Raw genomic sequence first — 14,523 nt, forward strand, 5'->3', positions numbered from 1 at the left:
TCTCACGGAGATTGCCCCATGCTGCCACGCGTTACCGCCCTGCTCACCGGCCTTGGCTTCTGTGCCCTGGCCCAGGCTGCGCCCACTCATTACCCGCTGACAGTGGAAAACTGCGGCAGCACCCTCACGTTCCAACAGGCACCAGTGCGCAGCGTGACCATCGGCCAGGCCGCCACCGAGATGCTCTACGCCTTGGGCGTGGGCGATAAAGTGGTCGGTACGTCGCTGTGGTTCAACAGCGTATTGCCGCAATTCAAAACCCAGAACGACACTATCGAACGGCTGGCCAACAACGAGCCGAGCTTTGAAGCGGTGATCGCCAAGCGCCCGCAACTGGTGGCCGCCGAGCTGGAATGGGTGGTCGGCCCCCAAGGCGTGGTCGGTACTCGCGAACAGTTCCACGAGCTGAAAATCCCCACCTACCTGCTGCCCTCCGACTGCGAAGGCAAGGACAACCTGGTGGGCGCCGACGGTACGCGCCTGGAGCCGTTCCGCATCGAGACGATCTACAAAAGTATCAGCCAGTTGGCTGAGATCTTCGACGTCCAGGAGCGCGGCCAACAGCTGAATGACGAACTCAAGGCGCGCCTGGCCAAATCCATCGCCACCGTGCAGGGCAAAGGCCTCAAGCAAGCCAGCGCCTTGGTGTGGTTCTCCAGCTCCGAAATGGCCAGCGACCCTTACGTGGCTGGTCACAAGGGCATTCCGCAATTCATGCTGGAGACGCTTGGCCTGCACAACGTAGTGCCGTCCGATGAAGAGTGGCCCGCCGTCGGCTGGGAGACCATCGCCAAGGCCAACCCAACCTTTTTAGTGATCGCGCGAATGGACCGTCGCCGCTACCCCGCCGACGACCATGAAAAGAAACTCGCCTTCCTGCGCAGCGACCCGGTCACGCGCAACATGGACGCGGTGAAAAACAACCGCATCATCATCCTCGACGCCCTGGCATTGCAGGCCAGCATCCGCATGTTCGACGGCCTTGAACAACTGGCCACGGCCATCGACGGCTACGACCTGCCCAAATGATCCGCACCCTACTCGCCCTGGCCCTGCTCGTGGTTGCCGTACTCGCCGGCGTGGCCATCGGCGAAACGGCCATCTCGCCCCAGGTAGTGCTGCAGGTACTGGCCAACAAGCTGTGGGCGGCCGGTTATGTGCTGGACCCTATCGATGAAGGCGTGGTGTGGAACTACCGCCTGACCCGTGCCCTGGTCGCCGCCGCATGTGGGGCCGGGCTGGCGACGTGCGGGGTGATCCTGCAGTCGTTGCTGCGCAACCCGCTGGCAGATCCCTATTTGCTGGGCATCAGCGCCGGCGCCTCAACCGGCGCGGTGTTGGTGGCGCTGATCGGCGTGGGCGGCGGTTTGATTTCGTTGTCGGCCGGTGCATTCGTCGGTGCGATGGCGGCGTTTGCGCTGGTGATTTTGCTGGCGCGCGCCAGCGGTTCGTCCAGCGGCACCGGGCAGATCATCCTCGCCGGCATCGCCGGTTCGCAGTTGTTCAATGCACTCACCGCGTTCCTCATCACCAAGTCAGCCAGCTCTGAACAGGCGCGCGGCATCATGTTCTGGCTGCTGGGCAACCTCAGTGGCGTACGCTGGCCTTCCGTCTGGCTGGCGGTGCCGGTAGCGGTCGCAGGGTTGGCGGTGTGCCTGTGGCATCGTCGCGCGCTGGATGCGTTTACCTTTGGCACCGACTCGGCGGCGTCGCTGGGCATTCCGGTGCGGCGTGTGCAGTTTGTGCTGGTAGGCTGCGCGGCGTTGGTGACGGCGGTGATGGTGTCGATTGTTGGCTCCATCGGTTTTGTCGGACTGGTGATTCCCCATGCCGTGCGCCTGCTGCTGGGGACCGGGCATTCGCGTTTGCTGCCGGCCAGTGCGTTGGGCGGCGCTTTGTTTTTGATTGCGGCGGATGTGCTGTCGCGCACGTTGATCAAGGGCCAAGTGATTCCGGTCGGCGTGGTCACTGCACTGGTCGGCGCACCGGTGTTTGCGCTGATTCTGATCGGCCGGAGGAACGCACGATGAGCGTGCTCAGTTGCCGCGCATTGGGCTTCAAGGTGCGTGACGCCGAGTTGCTGCGCGACATTCATCTGGACGTACAACTGGGCGAAACCCTCGGCATTGTCGGGCCAAACGGCTCCGGCAAATCCACCCTGCTCAAGTTGCTGGCCGGGCTGCGCACTCCGGCGTGCGGCGAGGTGCTGCTGGGGGGCCAACGCCTGGGGCAGTTGTCTCGCCGCACGATCGCGCAACAACTGGCGGTAGTGGAGCAACAAGCCGACACCGACGACGCCATCCGCGTGTTCGACGCCGTGGCCCTGGGCCGCACGCCGTGGTTATCGGCACTGAACCCCTGGTCCATCGAAGACGACGCCATCGTGCGCCAGGCCTTGCACGATGTAGACGCCACCCACCTGAGCCAACGCGCCTGGCGCAGCCTCTCCGGCGGCGAACGCCAACGCGTGCACATCGCCCGCGCCTTGGCGCAACGGCCGCAGATTTTGTTGCTGGATGAGCCGACCAATCACCTGGATATCCAGCATCAGTTGGCGATTCTCAAAGGGGTTCAAGCGCTGCCGGTCACGACGCTGATCGCCCTGCATGACCTGAACCAGGCGCTGACCTGTGATCGCCTGGCGGTGCTGGATCGCGGACGGTTAGTGGCACTGGGCAAGCCGATGGAGGTGCTCACGCCGCAACGGTTGCAAGACACGTTTGGGGTACAGGCGCATTACCTGACAGACCCATTCGACGGGGCGCAGATTCTGCGGCTACGTTCGCACTGACCAACCACGATTACAAAAACACCCAGGAACCAATGTGGGAGCGGGCTTGCTCGCGAATACGGTGGGTCAGTGCCATTCGTGTTGGCTGGCCCACCGCATTCGCGAGCAAGCCCGCTCCCACAGGGTTCTAAAGCAACCGCTGCATATGCGTCGTCTGCCACACCAAATCCGCCTCGACATCCACCAACGCAAACCCCTGCCTCACCCAGAAATCAATCGCCCCCGGCAAAAACGGATGGGTATGCAAGTACACCACCTCAACCCCCTCCGCTTGCGCCAGCGCTTCAAGTGCACGGTACAACCGCCCTGCCAAGCCAAATCGACGAAAGGCTGGCAACACAAACAGGCGCACCACTTCCACCGTCTTACGGTTTTGGTAATTGAGTTGGGAGAAACGGTGGTCATACGGCAGATAACCAATGGCCGCGACGATCTGGCCGTCATTGCGGGCGACCAAGAATCGCCCGTCGCCCTGTAGGTAAGTAGCTTCGAATTGCGCGAGGTCATCCGGCATGTCGACGGCGCTGAGCTTGGGGAACAATTCGGCGCGGGCCTGCAGGACGAAGGTCAACACTTGCGGGATATCAACCGCCACAACAGGCTGGATGATCACTGACGCAACTCACACACTGCACTGCCCTTTATCCCCGACGCATGCACACTGACATGGCGCACCGTAAAGCCGGGCTTCGCGACCAGCTTCTTCTCCTCCCAGGTACCAGCGTTTTCAACCTGATAACCGATAGCCCCATCCGCTTGCCAGGTCAGGCGCAGCGTATACACCCCGTCCTGGTCGCGGGCCTGTTGGAACACGGTGTCGATGATCGGCTTCGCCTTGTTGAAGGTGCGCAGCTTGAATACACGCTGGTCACTGTCGGCCGGCGTGAAGCTGGAAAGGAAAAACGTATCGTCTTCGGCCTTGTCTTCGGCGGCCGCAAGGATCACCGATGGCACCCACTTCTCGCCACGGTCCTGGTTGTCAGTGGTGACCTTGCAGGTGAACTGGCCATTGCCGGTGACGTCCTGGCGGAATGCGGTCTCGAAGTAGCCGTAGGGAACGTCGAAGCGGAAGGTCTTTTCGGTGACGTTCTCGCAGCCGGCCAGTAGGTACAGAGCCGATAGACCGATGAATCCTTGCAGAACTTTCACGTGCTTTCCTTGGCTCTGACGTCGGGCGGCGAGAGGTTACTCGAGCGACTAGGGATTTAGAATCGCGCCGCTCAATTGATGGGTTATCCACTCGCGACCATGAGCCAACACACTTTTCGCCATCCCCACCGGAAAATGAATAAACCCATGCGCTGCCTCCGGCACCTGATACACCTGCGCACCGGGCCATCGCTCAGCGATCAACAACGTGTCGTCTTTAAGCGGGTCCAATTCCCCGACAAACATCAGCGCCGGCGGCAACCCCGCGAAGTCGCCATACAGCGGTGACAACGGCGGCTGTCGACGCTCATCGTCGCTCAGCCCTGGTGTGAGCAGGCGCAGCGCGTCGACCATGCCTGGCCCGTCCAGCAATAACGTATCCGGCCCCGCTGCGCGTACGCTCGGCGTACCGGTCAGGTCGTAGACGCCGTAATACAGCAGCGCGCCACTCACTCGCTTGAGTAGCTCCGGCGATTGTTTCAAGGCCAGCAACGTCGCCGCCGCCAGGTGCCCGCCCGCCGATTCGCCGACGATAATCACCGGCAGGCCCGCAAACTCATCGGCGTTCAGCAGCCAGTGTGCGGCAGTGAGGCAGTCCTGCAGCAAGCCTTCGACTGGCGTGTCGACCGCCAGCCGATAATCCACCGACACCACCGCCACATCGCAGGCGTTGACCATGCCCAGGTTGAGCTCGTCATCCATCTGCGCGTTACCGATCACCCAACCACCGCCGTGGATATCCAGCACCACGCCCTTGGGTTTACCGCTAGGACGCAGGATGCGCAGAGGGACCGAGCCCGCGTGCTGGACTTCAGCCGCTGGTGCGTTTTTTAGTTTCTGACTGACGCGCAACAACGCCTGAATCAAGCGCGGTGTCACGCGATTGCGGATTTTGAAGCGCGGCATCCACGCGAGCTTCTTGTTGAAACGACGCATCTCGGCCAATTCAACGTCGCTGGCAGGCCAGAGGTTGTGAGCCATCAGCGGTTATTCCGCAAGATCGAAAAATTCAACGCCGCCGCCACGCACAGCCACGCCAGGTAAGGGAACAGGATCAAGCCGGTGATCAAATCCAGGCGCACCGCCAACACCACCATCGCCGCCACGGTGAGCCACAGCACCGCCAGAATCACCATGCCGGCCAGGATGCGATGCGCGCCGAAAAATACCGGCGTCCACAAGGTATTCAACGCAATCTGTGCCGCCCACAGCGCCAATACAACCTGGCTGTCCGGGATCAAACTTAGGCGGTAACCGGCCCAGGCCAGTAACAGGTAGATGATCGTCCACGCCACCGGGAACAGCCAGTTGGGAGGGGTAAAGCTGGGCTTGACTAGGGATTCGTACCAGGCACCGGGCTTGAAGAGGACGCCGGTACTGGCGGCGGCGGCGCAGGCGAGCAGGAAGATGAAGAAGGTCATGGTCGGTCCTTGGCTGGGTGTTTCAGCTTGGACGTGTGGCAGACGGGTAAAAGTTCACTGCCAGGCGGCAGGCTAAACAATCTTGAGCCAGGGCCAGCGCGCCTGATAACTCTTGGCCTTCGCCTCAAACAACGCCTGCTCTGGATGCACTGGGTTGATCCGCAGCACGCCCTGCTCCACATCCTCCAGCCCATACGGCGCATACACCTCGCCCGTCGCCACCTCCAAACCGATGCACGTGCCCGCTACCAGGTAGCGATCAATCCCCTGCTTGGCCGTGTGCAACTGCGGGTAAGGCCGGCCAAACCGCTGCCCATACCAAAGATGCACCCGCGCCTGGTTCTTCACCTCGACATTAACGCCCAGGTCCTGGAACAACGCCTCTGCCGCACGAATGACCGCATCCTCTGCCTCGTAGGACACGTCCGTATCGAAATAGAACACGTCGTAGTCCTTCACCCCTTGGTCAGCAGGCAAATTCGACTGATGATTCCACACCGCCTGGAACAGGCAGCCTGCCGTCAGAAAACACTGGTCCAAGCCCAAGGCAGGCAGGCGCGCAGTGATTTCGGCGTTGATGGGATTGGCCATGGCCAGTTTGAGCAAGGTGTCGACGGTCAATGTCATGTACAGTCCTTTCTAAGCGTGGCGCGCGGTCGCCTTCAGTTCACTGGCCCGTTGGGTCGCCGCGTCATCGTAAACCACATACAAAGACTCGGCGATCTGGCTTTTGATGGCTTTGGTGGACTCCAACCCCAGCACGAACCCTTCGGCTTTACCGCCTGCGCGGTTTAGTTCTTCGTGGGTGGGGGCGCCGGTGATTGCGTCAAAGAGCTTGGTGGCGTGAGGGCCTACGCCTTTGGGCAGGCTGATTTGGTCGATGGACATGAGCGATACCTTGTAAGAGAGAGATCGGTAGCGCGTGGAACCACTGCCGGGGAGGCATGGTAGACCGATATCTCCATCAAGGGGCCGTTTTCATGACCGCGCCTCATCCCGTCCAAACACCCCCTTAGCAAAATCCACAAAACTGCGCACTTTCGGTGTCACCTGTCGCCCCGCGGCATACAACAGGTTCATCGGCGACGGCGGCACGTTGTAATCCGGCAACAACGCCACCAACGTTCCCTTGCGCAGCGCGTCATGCACCAACTCCTGCGGCAACAACACCACGCCCAACCCCGCCACCGCGGCGGACAACAGCGGGTCACCCTGATTAATCGTCAATCGGCTTGTAATCGGCACCTCCACCCGCCCCTGTGGCCCGTCGAAATACAAGTAAGAGCGCCCATCAGAATAGGCAAACGCCAGGCATTCATGCTCCTGCAAATCCCAAGGGTTGGTGATCGCCGGGCGACGCGCCAAATACGCCGGTGCTGCGCACAACACCATCTGGTAGGGCCTGAGGGGCAAGGCTTTCAAGCCACTGTCAGCCAGCTCGCCGATGCGGAACACCACGTCATAGCCGTCCTCCACCAGGTCGATCAGTTCGTTGGACAAGGTCAGGTCCACCGCCACCTGCGGGTACTTGACCATGTATTCCAGCAAGCGCGGCGCCAGCGTGCTCACGCCGAAGGTGACCGGCGCGTTGATGCGCAAACGCCCGCTGGGAACGCCACGGGTTACGGCGGCCATTTCTTCGGCGGCGTCCATATCCGCCAGGATCAACTTGGCACGCTGGTAAAACGTGCGCCCAAAGTCGGTCAGGCTCTGCTTGCGCGTAGTGCGATGCAGCAGCGACACGCCCAGATGCTGCTCCAGCATCTTCACCTGCTTGCCGATCAACTGCGGCGACAGGTTCAGCTCATCGGCCACTGCACTGAACGAACCCAACTCTACGGCTTTGACGAACGTGGCCATCAACGTCAGACGGTCCATTGGAAACTCTTTGTTTCTAGTGTTGCGCCATCCTAGGCCTTTATCCCCCGCCGCTCCAAGCCTAAATTGAACGCCTTACTTATTCACATCGAGGACAACACCATGGCACGCATTGTCAGAATTCACGCCTACGGCGACGCCAGCGTCTTGAAACTGGAAGACGTCGACGTCCCCGCTCCCGCCGCCGACGAAGTACAGATCGACGTCAAAGCCTTCGGCCTCAACCGTGCCGAGGTGATGTTCCGCAACCACGCCTACCTGCAAGAAGCCGAATTCCCCAGCCGTCTGGGCTACGAAGCCGCCGGCGTGGTGATCGCGGTGGGTGCCAACGTCACCGAGCTGCAGGCAGGTGACGCCGTCAGCGTCATCCCACCGCTGGACATCGCCCGCTGGGGCACTTACGGCGAAGTGGCCAACGTTCCCGCGCACCTCACCGTCAAGCACCCGCACAACCTCAGCTTCGTCCAAGCAGCCGCCTCGTGGATGCAGTACGTCACCGCTTGGGGCGCCTTGGTGGAACAAGCCAAACTGACCCAAGGTGACGTGGTCCTGGTAACCGCCGCCTCCAGCAGCGTCGCCCTGGCTGCCTTCCAGATCGCCCGCAGCGTCGGTGCCACCGCCATCGCCGTGACTCGCACCCGTGCGAAAAAGCAGGCGTTGCTGGAGGCAGGCGCGACCCATGTCATCGTCAGCGATGAAGAAAACCTGGTCGACCGCGTGATGGCACTCACCAATGGCGAAGGTGCCCGCGTGGTGTTCGATCCCATTGGCGGGCCGGGCTTTGACGCCCTCACACAGAGCATGGCCAAGGGCGGGATATTGCTGGAGTACGGCGCACTGAGCTCGGAGCCGACGCCATTCCCGCTGTTTACCGTGCTGGGGAAATGTTTGACGCTCAAGGGCTACCTGTACGCGGAAATCGTGGCCGACCCTGTGGTGCTGGCAAGGGCCAAGGCGTTCATCTTGGATGGGCTGGCTTCGGGAGCGTTGGCGCCTGTGATCGCGAAGACGTTTGCGCTGGAAGAAGTGCAGGAGGCGCATCGGTTTTTGGAGGCTAACCAGCAAGTGGGCAAGGTGGTGGTGACAGTGTGAGGGCGTTGTTCTAGGAACGTATTTGCTTTCGGCCAAAGGCGGTGGCTCGACTCTGCGGACTAAACAGAGTGCGATTCGCCTACCGGCCGGAAGCAGCACCTCAAAAACGCTCCCGCTCAGCAGGCACCTGAAAAACCCTCTAAGTTGACTTCAAGTACCGATAAAGTGTCTGGCGACTAATATCAAAATCACGCGCCAACTTCGATTTACTTTCTCCCGTACCGGCGCGGTCAATTAAACTTACAACCTGATTGTCGGACAGTTTCTTCTTGCGCCCCCTGTAAGAACCGCGAGTTTTTGCAGTCGCAATGCCCGCCGCCTGTTTTTCCCTCGTCGCGGCGCGTTCAAACTCTGCGAACAACTCCATGACCGCAATGATGGGTTGTACCGTTTCAAGACGGTCATACCGGAGCACCAAGTGCTCGTTCAAAAACTCTAGCGTTACCTGCTTTTCAATCAGTCGGCGGATGATGGCGCATAACTGCTCGGTACTGGAGGAGAGCGACGCCATGCTGTCCACTACCACCGTATCTCCACGCTGCAGATAACGAACTAGCCGTTCAAGGCCTGCGCGGTTCGCGGCAGTGTCTGCAGGGTCATCGCAAAACACGGCGTCAAATACATCATGGCCCGTTGTTTTCACTACGGAACCCTCCGCTGCTTGTAGAGCACGCCGGAAATATTTGATGCGGTGTAATCTCATGGTGCCTCCCTGGCAATACCTGTACGCAGTCATTGCATACTTGTACAAACTGTAACTAAATTGCTAATTCCTTACACAAACACCTGTCACATTGAACCCACCCAAAATACACAGTTGCAAAGATTTAAACTTATCTTATCCTTTTGAGGCTTGGAATGATCCTACCAAGCTTTTGGTAGGCCGTCGATTTTGTATTTTCTAATAATGCACGCCCCTTCGCGCAGCGAACTTGTGCGCCTATTGTTTTATCGCCAAACCATTGACTTGGCCGACTTGACAAGGCCGGTAATTCCCCAACGCAAGCAGAGGATAAATGAATGACTGTCTTGGAGAGAGCCATTGAAACTGACCGACTAACTACCGATCAGGAAAAGATTGATAGTGTCACCCGCAGCATTACCGAGCATGGTAACTACCTAAGGAAGCGTTATCCTATCTTGCAGCATCAGAATGTTCTGGGTGCAAGCGTCATGGTGTTTTCCCTGGCAGGGATGGTGGTTACGGGCGGGCTCTACATCGAGGGTTTTATACCCGCATGGGCGTGTATTCTGATAAACGCGTTGCTGACATCGTTCATTCACGAAATCGAACATGACTTGATTCATCGTCTTTATTTCAGAAAACAGCCGCTGGCGCATAATGCAATGATGTTTATGTGCTGGTTGGCTCGACCCGGAATGCCCAGTCCCTGGCTAAGACGCAATCTGCACTTTCATCACCATAAAGAGTCGGGAACTGAGTCGGATGTTGAAGCATGGATCACGACCAGTGGCAGCCCCTGGGGAATATTGCGACTATTGAAATTGGTGGATGGCTTTTTATTTGGTTTTCTCAATGCTGTTTTTGCTCCGGGCTGGCGACAAAAAGTAAAATTGTTAGGCAAAATCATCCGACTCAATACACCGTTCGGGCTGTTGTATTGGGGCTGCTGGTACGTTTTCCTTGGCTACCACCTGTATACCTGGCTAGGTTCAGTCATGGGGGCCGACATTCAGAGTTCCGCGACCACGCTGGCGTTAATGAACATCGTCAATCATGCAGTGGTTATTCTTATCGCACCCAATATGATACGGCAGTTCTGCTTGTTCTTTATAAGTTCCAACATGCACTATTATGGCGATGTTGCGCCGCGCAATGCCCTGCAGCAAACCCAGGTAATGAACCCTTGGTGGCTGTGGCCATTCCAGCTGTTTTGTTTCAACTTTGGCAGTACCCACAGCATTCATCACTTTGTGGTAAGAGACCCGTTTTATCTTCGCCAGATGACGGCGCCTTATGCCCATAAAGTCATGGCGCAAGCCGGTGTCAGGTTCAATGACTTTGGCACCTACAAACGGGCAAACCGCTATTCCATGGAGCATTCGCACACTCGGCCACGGGGATAAACACCTCACACATTATCTACTTGATAAAAAACCGACATCACGTTGTCACTACTTGCCTGGCGGCAAAGTATGCCTGTCGCTTGGCAACTTTAATATAGGTTATGAAAGCATCAAGGGTAGCACTTCAACTACAAGGAGTTCGAGGCATGAAAGCGCAAGGGATGTGTACAGAAAAGTTCGAAGCGGTCAAGCAGGCCTTCGAAGACATGTTTGATGATCCGCAGGAACGCGGGGCCGGGCTCTGTGTTCAAGTAGATGGGGAAATGGTGGTCGATCTGTGGGCTGGTGTGGCGGATCAAGAGGGCAAAAAGCCTTGGACGCGCGATACGCTGGCCAATACCTTTTGCGCTGTAAAGCCCTATGTCGCGGTGGCCATTCTGATGTTGGTCGAGGCGGGCAAGCTGGAGCTGGATGCGCCTGTTGCCCGTTACTGGCCTGAGTTCGCCCAGAACGGGAAAGCAAAAGTCACCTTGCGTCAGGTGATGAGCCACACTGCCGGCCTGCCGGCGCTGCGAACACCTGACCACAACCCCATGATGTATGACTGGGAGCATATGGTTCAGGTACTGGCGGCCGAACCGCTTTGGTGGGAGCCTGGAACAGACCTGGGCTACGGCACTAGCACCTTTGGCTGGATCCTGGGTGAGTTGATTCGCCGGGTGGACGGACGAGATCCCTGCGTCTTTATCCACGAAGAGATCCTTACCCCTCATGACCTCGACGTTCACCTAGGCGTGGACGAACAACACTTTCATCGTATCGCGCGCTTCGACAGTGCCACGGGTCGCGTCGGCGATCCTTACTCGCAAGCGTTGCGCACAGTGCTAAAAAACGAGCCCGCGCATATTGCAACCTACGCCTTCACCAACCCCGGAATGGTGCCTAGACGTACCAGTGACCCGCGCTGGTGGGCCTATCGACAGCCAGCGGTGTGCGCGCATGGCACGGCTCACGGCTTGGCCGGTTTCTATAGTGCATTGATGGCAGGCCACTTCATTGGTCGCGAACTGCTCAGTGAGTTCACCCGTGAGCACAGCCATGGCATGGATCGGATATGGATGCGCCCGATGCGTTATGGATTGGGCTGCATGCTGGAGCAGCAACGCGACCCCACGGCCTCCCACGCAATGGGCCCGAGCACATTTGGTCATATCGGGCTTGGCGGTCCGATAAGTTTCGCTGATCCCGAAAGGCGAGTAAGTTTTGGTTTTGTCACCACGACTTCGGGCGGCCATATGATGATTGATCCGCGCCCCAGCCGGCTCTCGTCCCTTGTGTATGCGGCGCTTTGAGTCGGTGCCAGTACCCCGTCGGGTAGCGGTTCAAACCGCGTTATGCGCGGCGATGTTGCGATATTGCCCTTTGAAATACAGCAATGGCTGAGCAGTTGCCGTTTCTTGCAGGTTCAGCGCTTTTACCTCGCCGATAACGATCAGGTGATCACCTGCAGCATGTTCCGCGTGAATTTCACAATCAAGCCAGTGCAGGCTGCCGACAATGATTGGATTACCCAGCGGCGACGCCTGCCAATCGACATCAAGCCATTTGTCGGTACCTCGCCGAGCGAACTGGTTGGAAATCCTGACCTGCTCACCCGATAGGATATTGACTGCAAAACGGCCCGCCTGGCGAATTTTGGGATAGCTGGCCGAACTGGACATGACGCTGAATGACACCAGTGGCGGGCTCATCGACACGCTATAGAACGACTGGCACGTGAAGCCAATCGGCTCGCCATCAATGTGTGAGGTAATCACTGTGATACCGGATGCGTAGTGCCCAAGCGCTTCGCGAAAGCTCAATGGCTCGATAGCAGTACTGGAAAGTGACATAGCAAATCCTGGATAGAGGGCACCACTCGAAAGTGTCACGGAGGGCCCACAGCGGATCGTTCATTTTTCAACCCACTGCGCCCCTCCCACACACCACTTTCGACGTCCGTTCAGCGCGAGTTCAACAGTTCTCGTCGGACTATTTCAGCACCTGCGCTTAACGCACTTAACTTGCCTCTTGCGACGCCACGAGATAAAGGGGCCATGCCACAGTTGGTGCAAGGATAGAGTTTGTCGGCATCGACAAACTCAAGTGCCTTGCGCAAGGTATTGGCGACTTCCTCGGGTGTTTCAATAGTATTGGAGGCCACATCAATAGCCCCGACCATGACTTTTTTGCCTCGGATGAGCTCAATCAGATCCATTGGGACGTGAGAGTTGTGGCATTCCAGCGAGACGATATCGATGCTGGATTTTTGCAGCTTGGGGAAGGCCTCTTCATATTGTCGCCACTCAGATCCCAGCGTTTTTTTCCAGTCCGTATTGGCTTTGATGCCGTAGCCATAACAAATATGCACAGCGGTTTCACACTTGAGGCCTTCGATCGCCCTTTCCAGGGTGGCAACGCCCCACTCATTCACTTCATCAAAGAACACGTTAAAGGCGGGCTCATCGAACTGGATGATATCAACGCCCGCGGCCTCCAGCTCCCGCGCTTCTTGATTGAGAATCTTGGCGAATTCCCAAGCCAGTTTTTCGCGGCTTTTGTAGTGGTTGTCGTACAGCGTATCAATCATGGTCATTGGACCCGGCAGCGCCCATTTGATGGGTTGCTTGGTTTGCTGACGTAGAAACTTGGCATCTTCGACAAACACAGGCTTTTGGCGCGCCACAGCACCTACCACCGTCGGCACACTCGCATCGTAGCGATCGCGAATTCTAACGGTCTCACGCTTCTCAAAATCTACGCCGCTGAGGTGCTCAATAAACGTAGTGACAAAGTGCTGACGTGTTTGTTCGCCATCGCTGACGATATCGATCCCGGCGTGTTGCTGTTCATGCAATGACAAACGCAATGCATCGTGCTTGCCCTCAACTAATGCCTCATCCTGCAATTTCCAGGGTGACCAAAGTGTCTCGGGCTGCGCAAGCCAAGAAGGTTTAGGCAAGCTGCCTGCCGTTGAGGTAGGTAATAACTTCTTCATTACAGATAACCTTGTACGTTTAATGAATCAAAGCGTGCAGTGAGCCGACCATTGCTCCAACGTCGCTTGATACGGTTTGATGAAGTGTTCTTCAACGAACCGTCCCTGCTCAACGGCCAGCCGGCTGCGCTCTTCTCGGTCATAGACAATGAGCGTCAATGAATAATCCTGATGCTTCAAACTGGGTTGATAGCATTTTCCGGCTGCAGAATTGGCGTTGTAGATTTCAGGCCGATAGATTTTCTGGAACGTGTCCATTGTGCTAATGGTACTGACCAATTCAAGAGTAGTGTAATCACCCAGCAAGTCGCCTGAAAAATAAAATGCCAGCGGCGCAACACTATTGGACGGCATGAAATAACGAACTTTCAAACCCATCTTCTGGAAGTACTCGTCGGTTAACGAATACTGATCCTGCTCATACTCAACACCCAGCACGGGGTGATGGTTTTCAGTTCGGTGATAGGTCCTGCTACTCGAAACACTGAGGCAAATAACCGGTGGCTTATTGAAATGATCCGCATAGGCTTTCGAACTCACGAACTGCTTGAATAGTTTTCCATGCAAATCACCAAAATTATCGGGCGTGCTGAATTCGGGCTTGCCTTGATTGTGCCCAAGCAACACCACACTGAAGTCATAATCGCGAACATACGAGGAAAAATTATTCCCGACAATGCCTTCAATGCGCTCATTGGTTTTTCGATCGACAATAGTCGTTTTCAATACTTCGATCAACGGCACGGCGTGGCCGCCATGGCCTTCATCAACGCCCATCTCAACGGAGATAATTTCAAGTTCGACAGCGTAACGATCGGCCGTGGGATTATCCCAATGCGCCAAGGCATTGAAACGGTTGTCAATCATTCGCAAGGTATTGCGCAAGTTCTCTTGGCGGCTCTTGCCTCTGGCCAAGTTGGCGAAGTTCGTGGTAATACGCGTATTTTCAGAGGGATGATAATGTTCGTCGAAACGAATACGCTTGATGGAAAATGTAAAGGCTTCATTCATTTTAATCTGACACCCTAATGCCCGACACCCAATCGCCCTTGAGTGATTACTTGGCGATTGATTCAGCGATATAAATAATATCTTTAATTAAGGTGCAGTGTAGGCTGACAAAAGCG

17 protein-coding genes are annotated in these 14,523 nt (G+C 57.2%); 6 read left to right on the forward strand and 11 right to left on the reverse strand.

Going from position 1 to position 14,523, the window contains the following annotated elements; genetic code table 11:
* Positions 1 to 18 precede the first annotated feature (18 nt).
* Genes HF257_RS00805 through HF257_RS00815 form a run of 3 tightly spaced genes read left to right on the forward strand, consistent with a single transcriptional unit; the run spans position 19 to position 2,791 of the window.
* Positions 19 to 1,029: an ABC transporter substrate-binding protein gene (locus HF257_RS00805; protein WP_185704066.1), complete on the forward strand. Its 1,011-nt coding sequence runs from the start codon at positions 19 to 21 to the stop codon at positions 1,027 to 1,029.
* Positions 1,026 to 2,030 carry a FecCD family ABC transporter permease gene (locus tag HF257_RS00810; RefSeq protein WP_185704064.1) on the forward strand — a complete coding sequence of 335 codons (1,005 nt, stop codon included), beginning with the start codon at positions 1,026 to 1,028 and terminating at the stop codon, positions 2,028 to 2,030. The genes HF257_RS00805 and HF257_RS00810 overlap by 4 nt, the downstream gene beginning before the upstream one ends.
* Positions 2,027 to 2,791: an ABC transporter ATP-binding protein gene (locus HF257_RS00815; RefSeq protein ID WP_185704062.1), complete on the forward strand. Its 765-nt coding sequence runs from the start codon at positions 2,027 to 2,029 to the stop codon at positions 2,789 to 2,791. Before HF257_RS00810 ends, HF257_RS00815 begins: the two co-directional genes overlap by 4 nt.
* A gap of 127 nt (positions 2,792 to 2,918) precedes the next feature.
* Here HF257_RS00815 and HF257_RS00820 read toward each other — a convergent pair whose 3' ends face one another.
* The 7 genes from HF257_RS00820 to HF257_RS00850 form a co-directional block, all read right to left on the reverse strand.
* Positions 2,919 to 3,404 (reverse strand): GNAT family N-acetyltransferase, encoded by a 486-nt coding sequence (locus HF257_RS00820; protein ID WP_332872195.1) that lies wholly within the window; start codon positions 3,402 to 3,404, stop codon positions 2,919 to 2,921.
* On the reverse strand, positions 3,401 to 3,940 hold the full coding sequence (locus HF257_RS00825; RefSeq protein ID WP_332872194.1) for a hypothetical protein: 540 nt from the start codon (positions 3,938 to 3,940) through the stop codon (positions 3,401 to 3,403). Before HF257_RS00825 ends, HF257_RS00820 begins: the two co-directional genes overlap by 4 nt.
* A 48-nt stretch (positions 3,941 to 3,988) precedes the next feature.
* A complete protein-coding gene (locus tag HF257_RS00830; RefSeq protein ID WP_185704060.1) occupies positions 3,989 to 4,921 on the reverse strand; it encodes an alpha/beta hydrolase fold domain-containing protein in 933 nt (310 codons plus the stop codon).
* Entirely contained in the window at positions 4,921 to 5,361 is a 441-nt protein-coding gene (gene tspO, locus HF257_RS00835; protein ID WP_185704058.1) for a tryptophan-rich sensory protein TspO, read from the reverse strand. Before tspO ends, HF257_RS00830 begins: the two co-directional genes overlap by 1 nt.
* A gap of 72 nt (positions 5,362 to 5,433) precedes the next feature.
* On the reverse strand, positions 5,434 to 5,988 hold the full coding sequence (locus HF257_RS00840; RefSeq protein ID WP_185704055.1) for a nucleotidyltransferase family protein: 555 nt from the start codon (positions 5,986 to 5,988) through the stop codon (positions 5,434 to 5,436).
* A 12-nt stretch (positions 5,989 to 6,000) separates the two neighbouring features.
* A complete protein-coding gene (locus HF257_RS00845; RefSeq protein ID WP_185704053.1) occupies positions 6,001 to 6,249 on the reverse strand; it encodes a hypothetical protein in 249 nt (82 codons plus the stop codon).
* 90 nt (positions 6,250 to 6,339) lie between these two features.
* Positions 6,340 to 7,239, reverse strand: coding sequence for a LysR family transcriptional regulator (locus HF257_RS00850; protein ID WP_185704051.1), 900 nt, complete (start codon positions 7,237 to 7,239; stop codon positions 6,340 to 6,342).
* Between the two features lie 102 nt (positions 7,240 to 7,341).
* Here HF257_RS00850 and HF257_RS00855 point away from each other — a divergent pair, with 102 nt between their 5' ends.
* Positions 7,342 to 8,331, forward strand: coding sequence for a zinc-dependent alcohol dehydrogenase family protein (locus HF257_RS00855; RefSeq protein ID WP_185704049.1), 990 nt, complete (start codon positions 7,342 to 7,344; stop codon positions 8,329 to 8,331).
* A gap of 139 nt (positions 8,332 to 8,470) precedes the next feature.
* Here the strand turns inward: HF257_RS00855 and HF257_RS00860 are convergent, their stop codons facing one another.
* Positions 8,471 to 9,034 (reverse strand): recombinase family protein, encoded by a 564-nt coding sequence (locus HF257_RS00860; RefSeq protein ID WP_185704047.1) that lies wholly within the window; start codon positions 9,032 to 9,034, stop codon positions 8,471 to 8,473.
* Between the two features lie 317 nt (positions 9,035 to 9,351).
* Here HF257_RS00860 and HF257_RS00865 point away from each other — a divergent pair, with 317 nt between their 5' ends.
* Positions 9,352 to 10,419 carry a fatty acid desaturase gene (locus HF257_RS00865; RefSeq protein ID WP_185704045.1) on the forward strand — a complete coding sequence of 356 codons (1,068 nt, stop codon included), beginning with the start codon at positions 9,352 to 9,354 and terminating at the stop codon, positions 10,417 to 10,419.
* A 146-nt stretch (positions 10,420 to 10,565) separates the two neighbouring features.
* Entirely contained in the window at positions 10,566 to 11,711 is a 1,146-nt protein-coding gene (locus tag HF257_RS00870; protein WP_185704043.1) for a serine hydrolase domain-containing protein, read from the forward strand.
* A 30-nt stretch (positions 11,712 to 11,741) separates the two neighbouring features.
* On the opposite strand, the gene HF257_RS00875 is transcribed toward HF257_RS00870, so the two are convergent.
* From HF257_RS00875 to HF257_RS00885, 3 genes are all read right to left on the reverse strand, one after another.
* A complete protein-coding gene (locus tag HF257_RS00875) occupies positions 11,742 to 12,251 on the reverse strand; it encodes a flavin reductase family protein (protein WP_185704041.1) in 510 nt (169 codons plus the stop codon).
* A gap of 110 nt (positions 12,252 to 12,361) precedes the next feature.
* Positions 12,362 to 13,396, reverse strand: coding sequence for a methionine synthase (locus HF257_RS00880; protein ID WP_185704039.1), 1,035 nt, complete (start codon positions 13,394 to 13,396; stop codon positions 12,362 to 12,364).
* Between the two features lie 27 nt (positions 13,397 to 13,423).
* Positions 13,424 to 14,407: a DUF1852 domain-containing protein gene (locus HF257_RS00885; RefSeq protein ID WP_185704037.1), complete on the reverse strand. Its 984-nt coding sequence runs from the start codon at positions 14,405 to 14,407 to the stop codon at positions 13,424 to 13,426.
* Positions 14,408 to 14,523 lie beyond the last annotated feature (116 nt).

This window comes from Pseudomonas cremoris, from assembly GCF_014230465.1.

Excerpts from the sequence above, each read along its gene's own strand:
- HF257_RS00885 (WP_185704037.1), bottom strand. The coding sequence starts at position 14,407 with ATGAATGAAGCCTTTACATTTTCCATCAAGCGTATTCGTTTCGACGAA.
- HF257_RS00840 (WP_185704055.1), bottom strand. The coding sequence starts at position 5,988 with ATGACATTGACCGTCGACACCTTGCTCAAACTGGCCATGGCCAATCCC.
- HF257_RS00830 (WP_185704060.1), bottom strand. The coding sequence starts at position 4,921 with ATGGCTCACAACCTCTGGCCTGCCAGCGACGTTGAATTGGCCGAGATG.
- HF257_RS00815 (WP_185704062.1), top strand. The coding sequence starts at position 2,027 with ATGAGCGTGCTCAGTTGCCGCGCATTGGGCTTCAAGGTGCGTGACGCC.
- HF257_RS00880 (WP_185704039.1), bottom strand. The coding sequence starts at position 13,396 with ATGAAGAAGTTATTACCTACCTCAACGGCAGGCAGCTTGCCTAAACCT.
- HF257_RS00875 (WP_185704041.1), bottom strand. The coding sequence starts at position 12,251 with ATGTCACTTTCCAGTACTGCTATCGAGCCATTGAGCTTTCGCGAAGCG.
- HF257_RS00850 (WP_185704051.1), bottom strand. The coding sequence starts at position 7,239 with ATGGACCGTCTGACGTTGATGGCCACGTTCGTCAAAGCCGTAGAGTTG.
- HF257_RS00805 (WP_185704066.1), top strand. The coding sequence starts at position 19 with ATGCTGCCACGCGTTACCGCCCTGCTCACCGGCCTTGGCTTCTGTGCC.
- HF257_RS00845 (WP_185704053.1), bottom strand. The coding sequence starts at position 6,249 with ATGTCCATCGACCAAATCAGCCTGCCCAAAGGCGTAGGCCCTCACGCC.
- HF257_RS00810 (WP_185704064.1), top strand. The coding sequence starts at position 1,026 with ATGATCCGCACCCTACTCGCCCTGGCCCTGCTCGTGGTTGCCGTACTC.
- HF257_RS00860 (WP_185704047.1), bottom strand. The coding sequence starts at position 9,034 with ATGAGATTACACCGCATCAAATATTTCCGGCGTGCTCTACAAGCAGCG.
- HF257_RS00865 (WP_185704045.1), top strand. The coding sequence starts at position 9,352 with ATGACTGTCTTGGAGAGAGCCATTGAAACTGACCGACTAACTACCGAT.
- HF257_RS00870 (WP_185704043.1), top strand. The coding sequence starts at position 10,566 with ATGAAAGCGCAAGGGATGTGTACAGAAAAGTTCGAAGCGGTCAAGCAG.
- tspO (WP_185704058.1), bottom strand. The coding sequence starts at position 5,361 with ATGACCTTCTTCATCTTCCTGCTCGCCTGCGCCGCCGCCGCCAGTACC.
- HF257_RS00855 (WP_185704049.1), top strand. The coding sequence starts at position 7,342 with ATGGCACGCATTGTCAGAATTCACGCCTACGGCGACGCCAGCGTCTTG.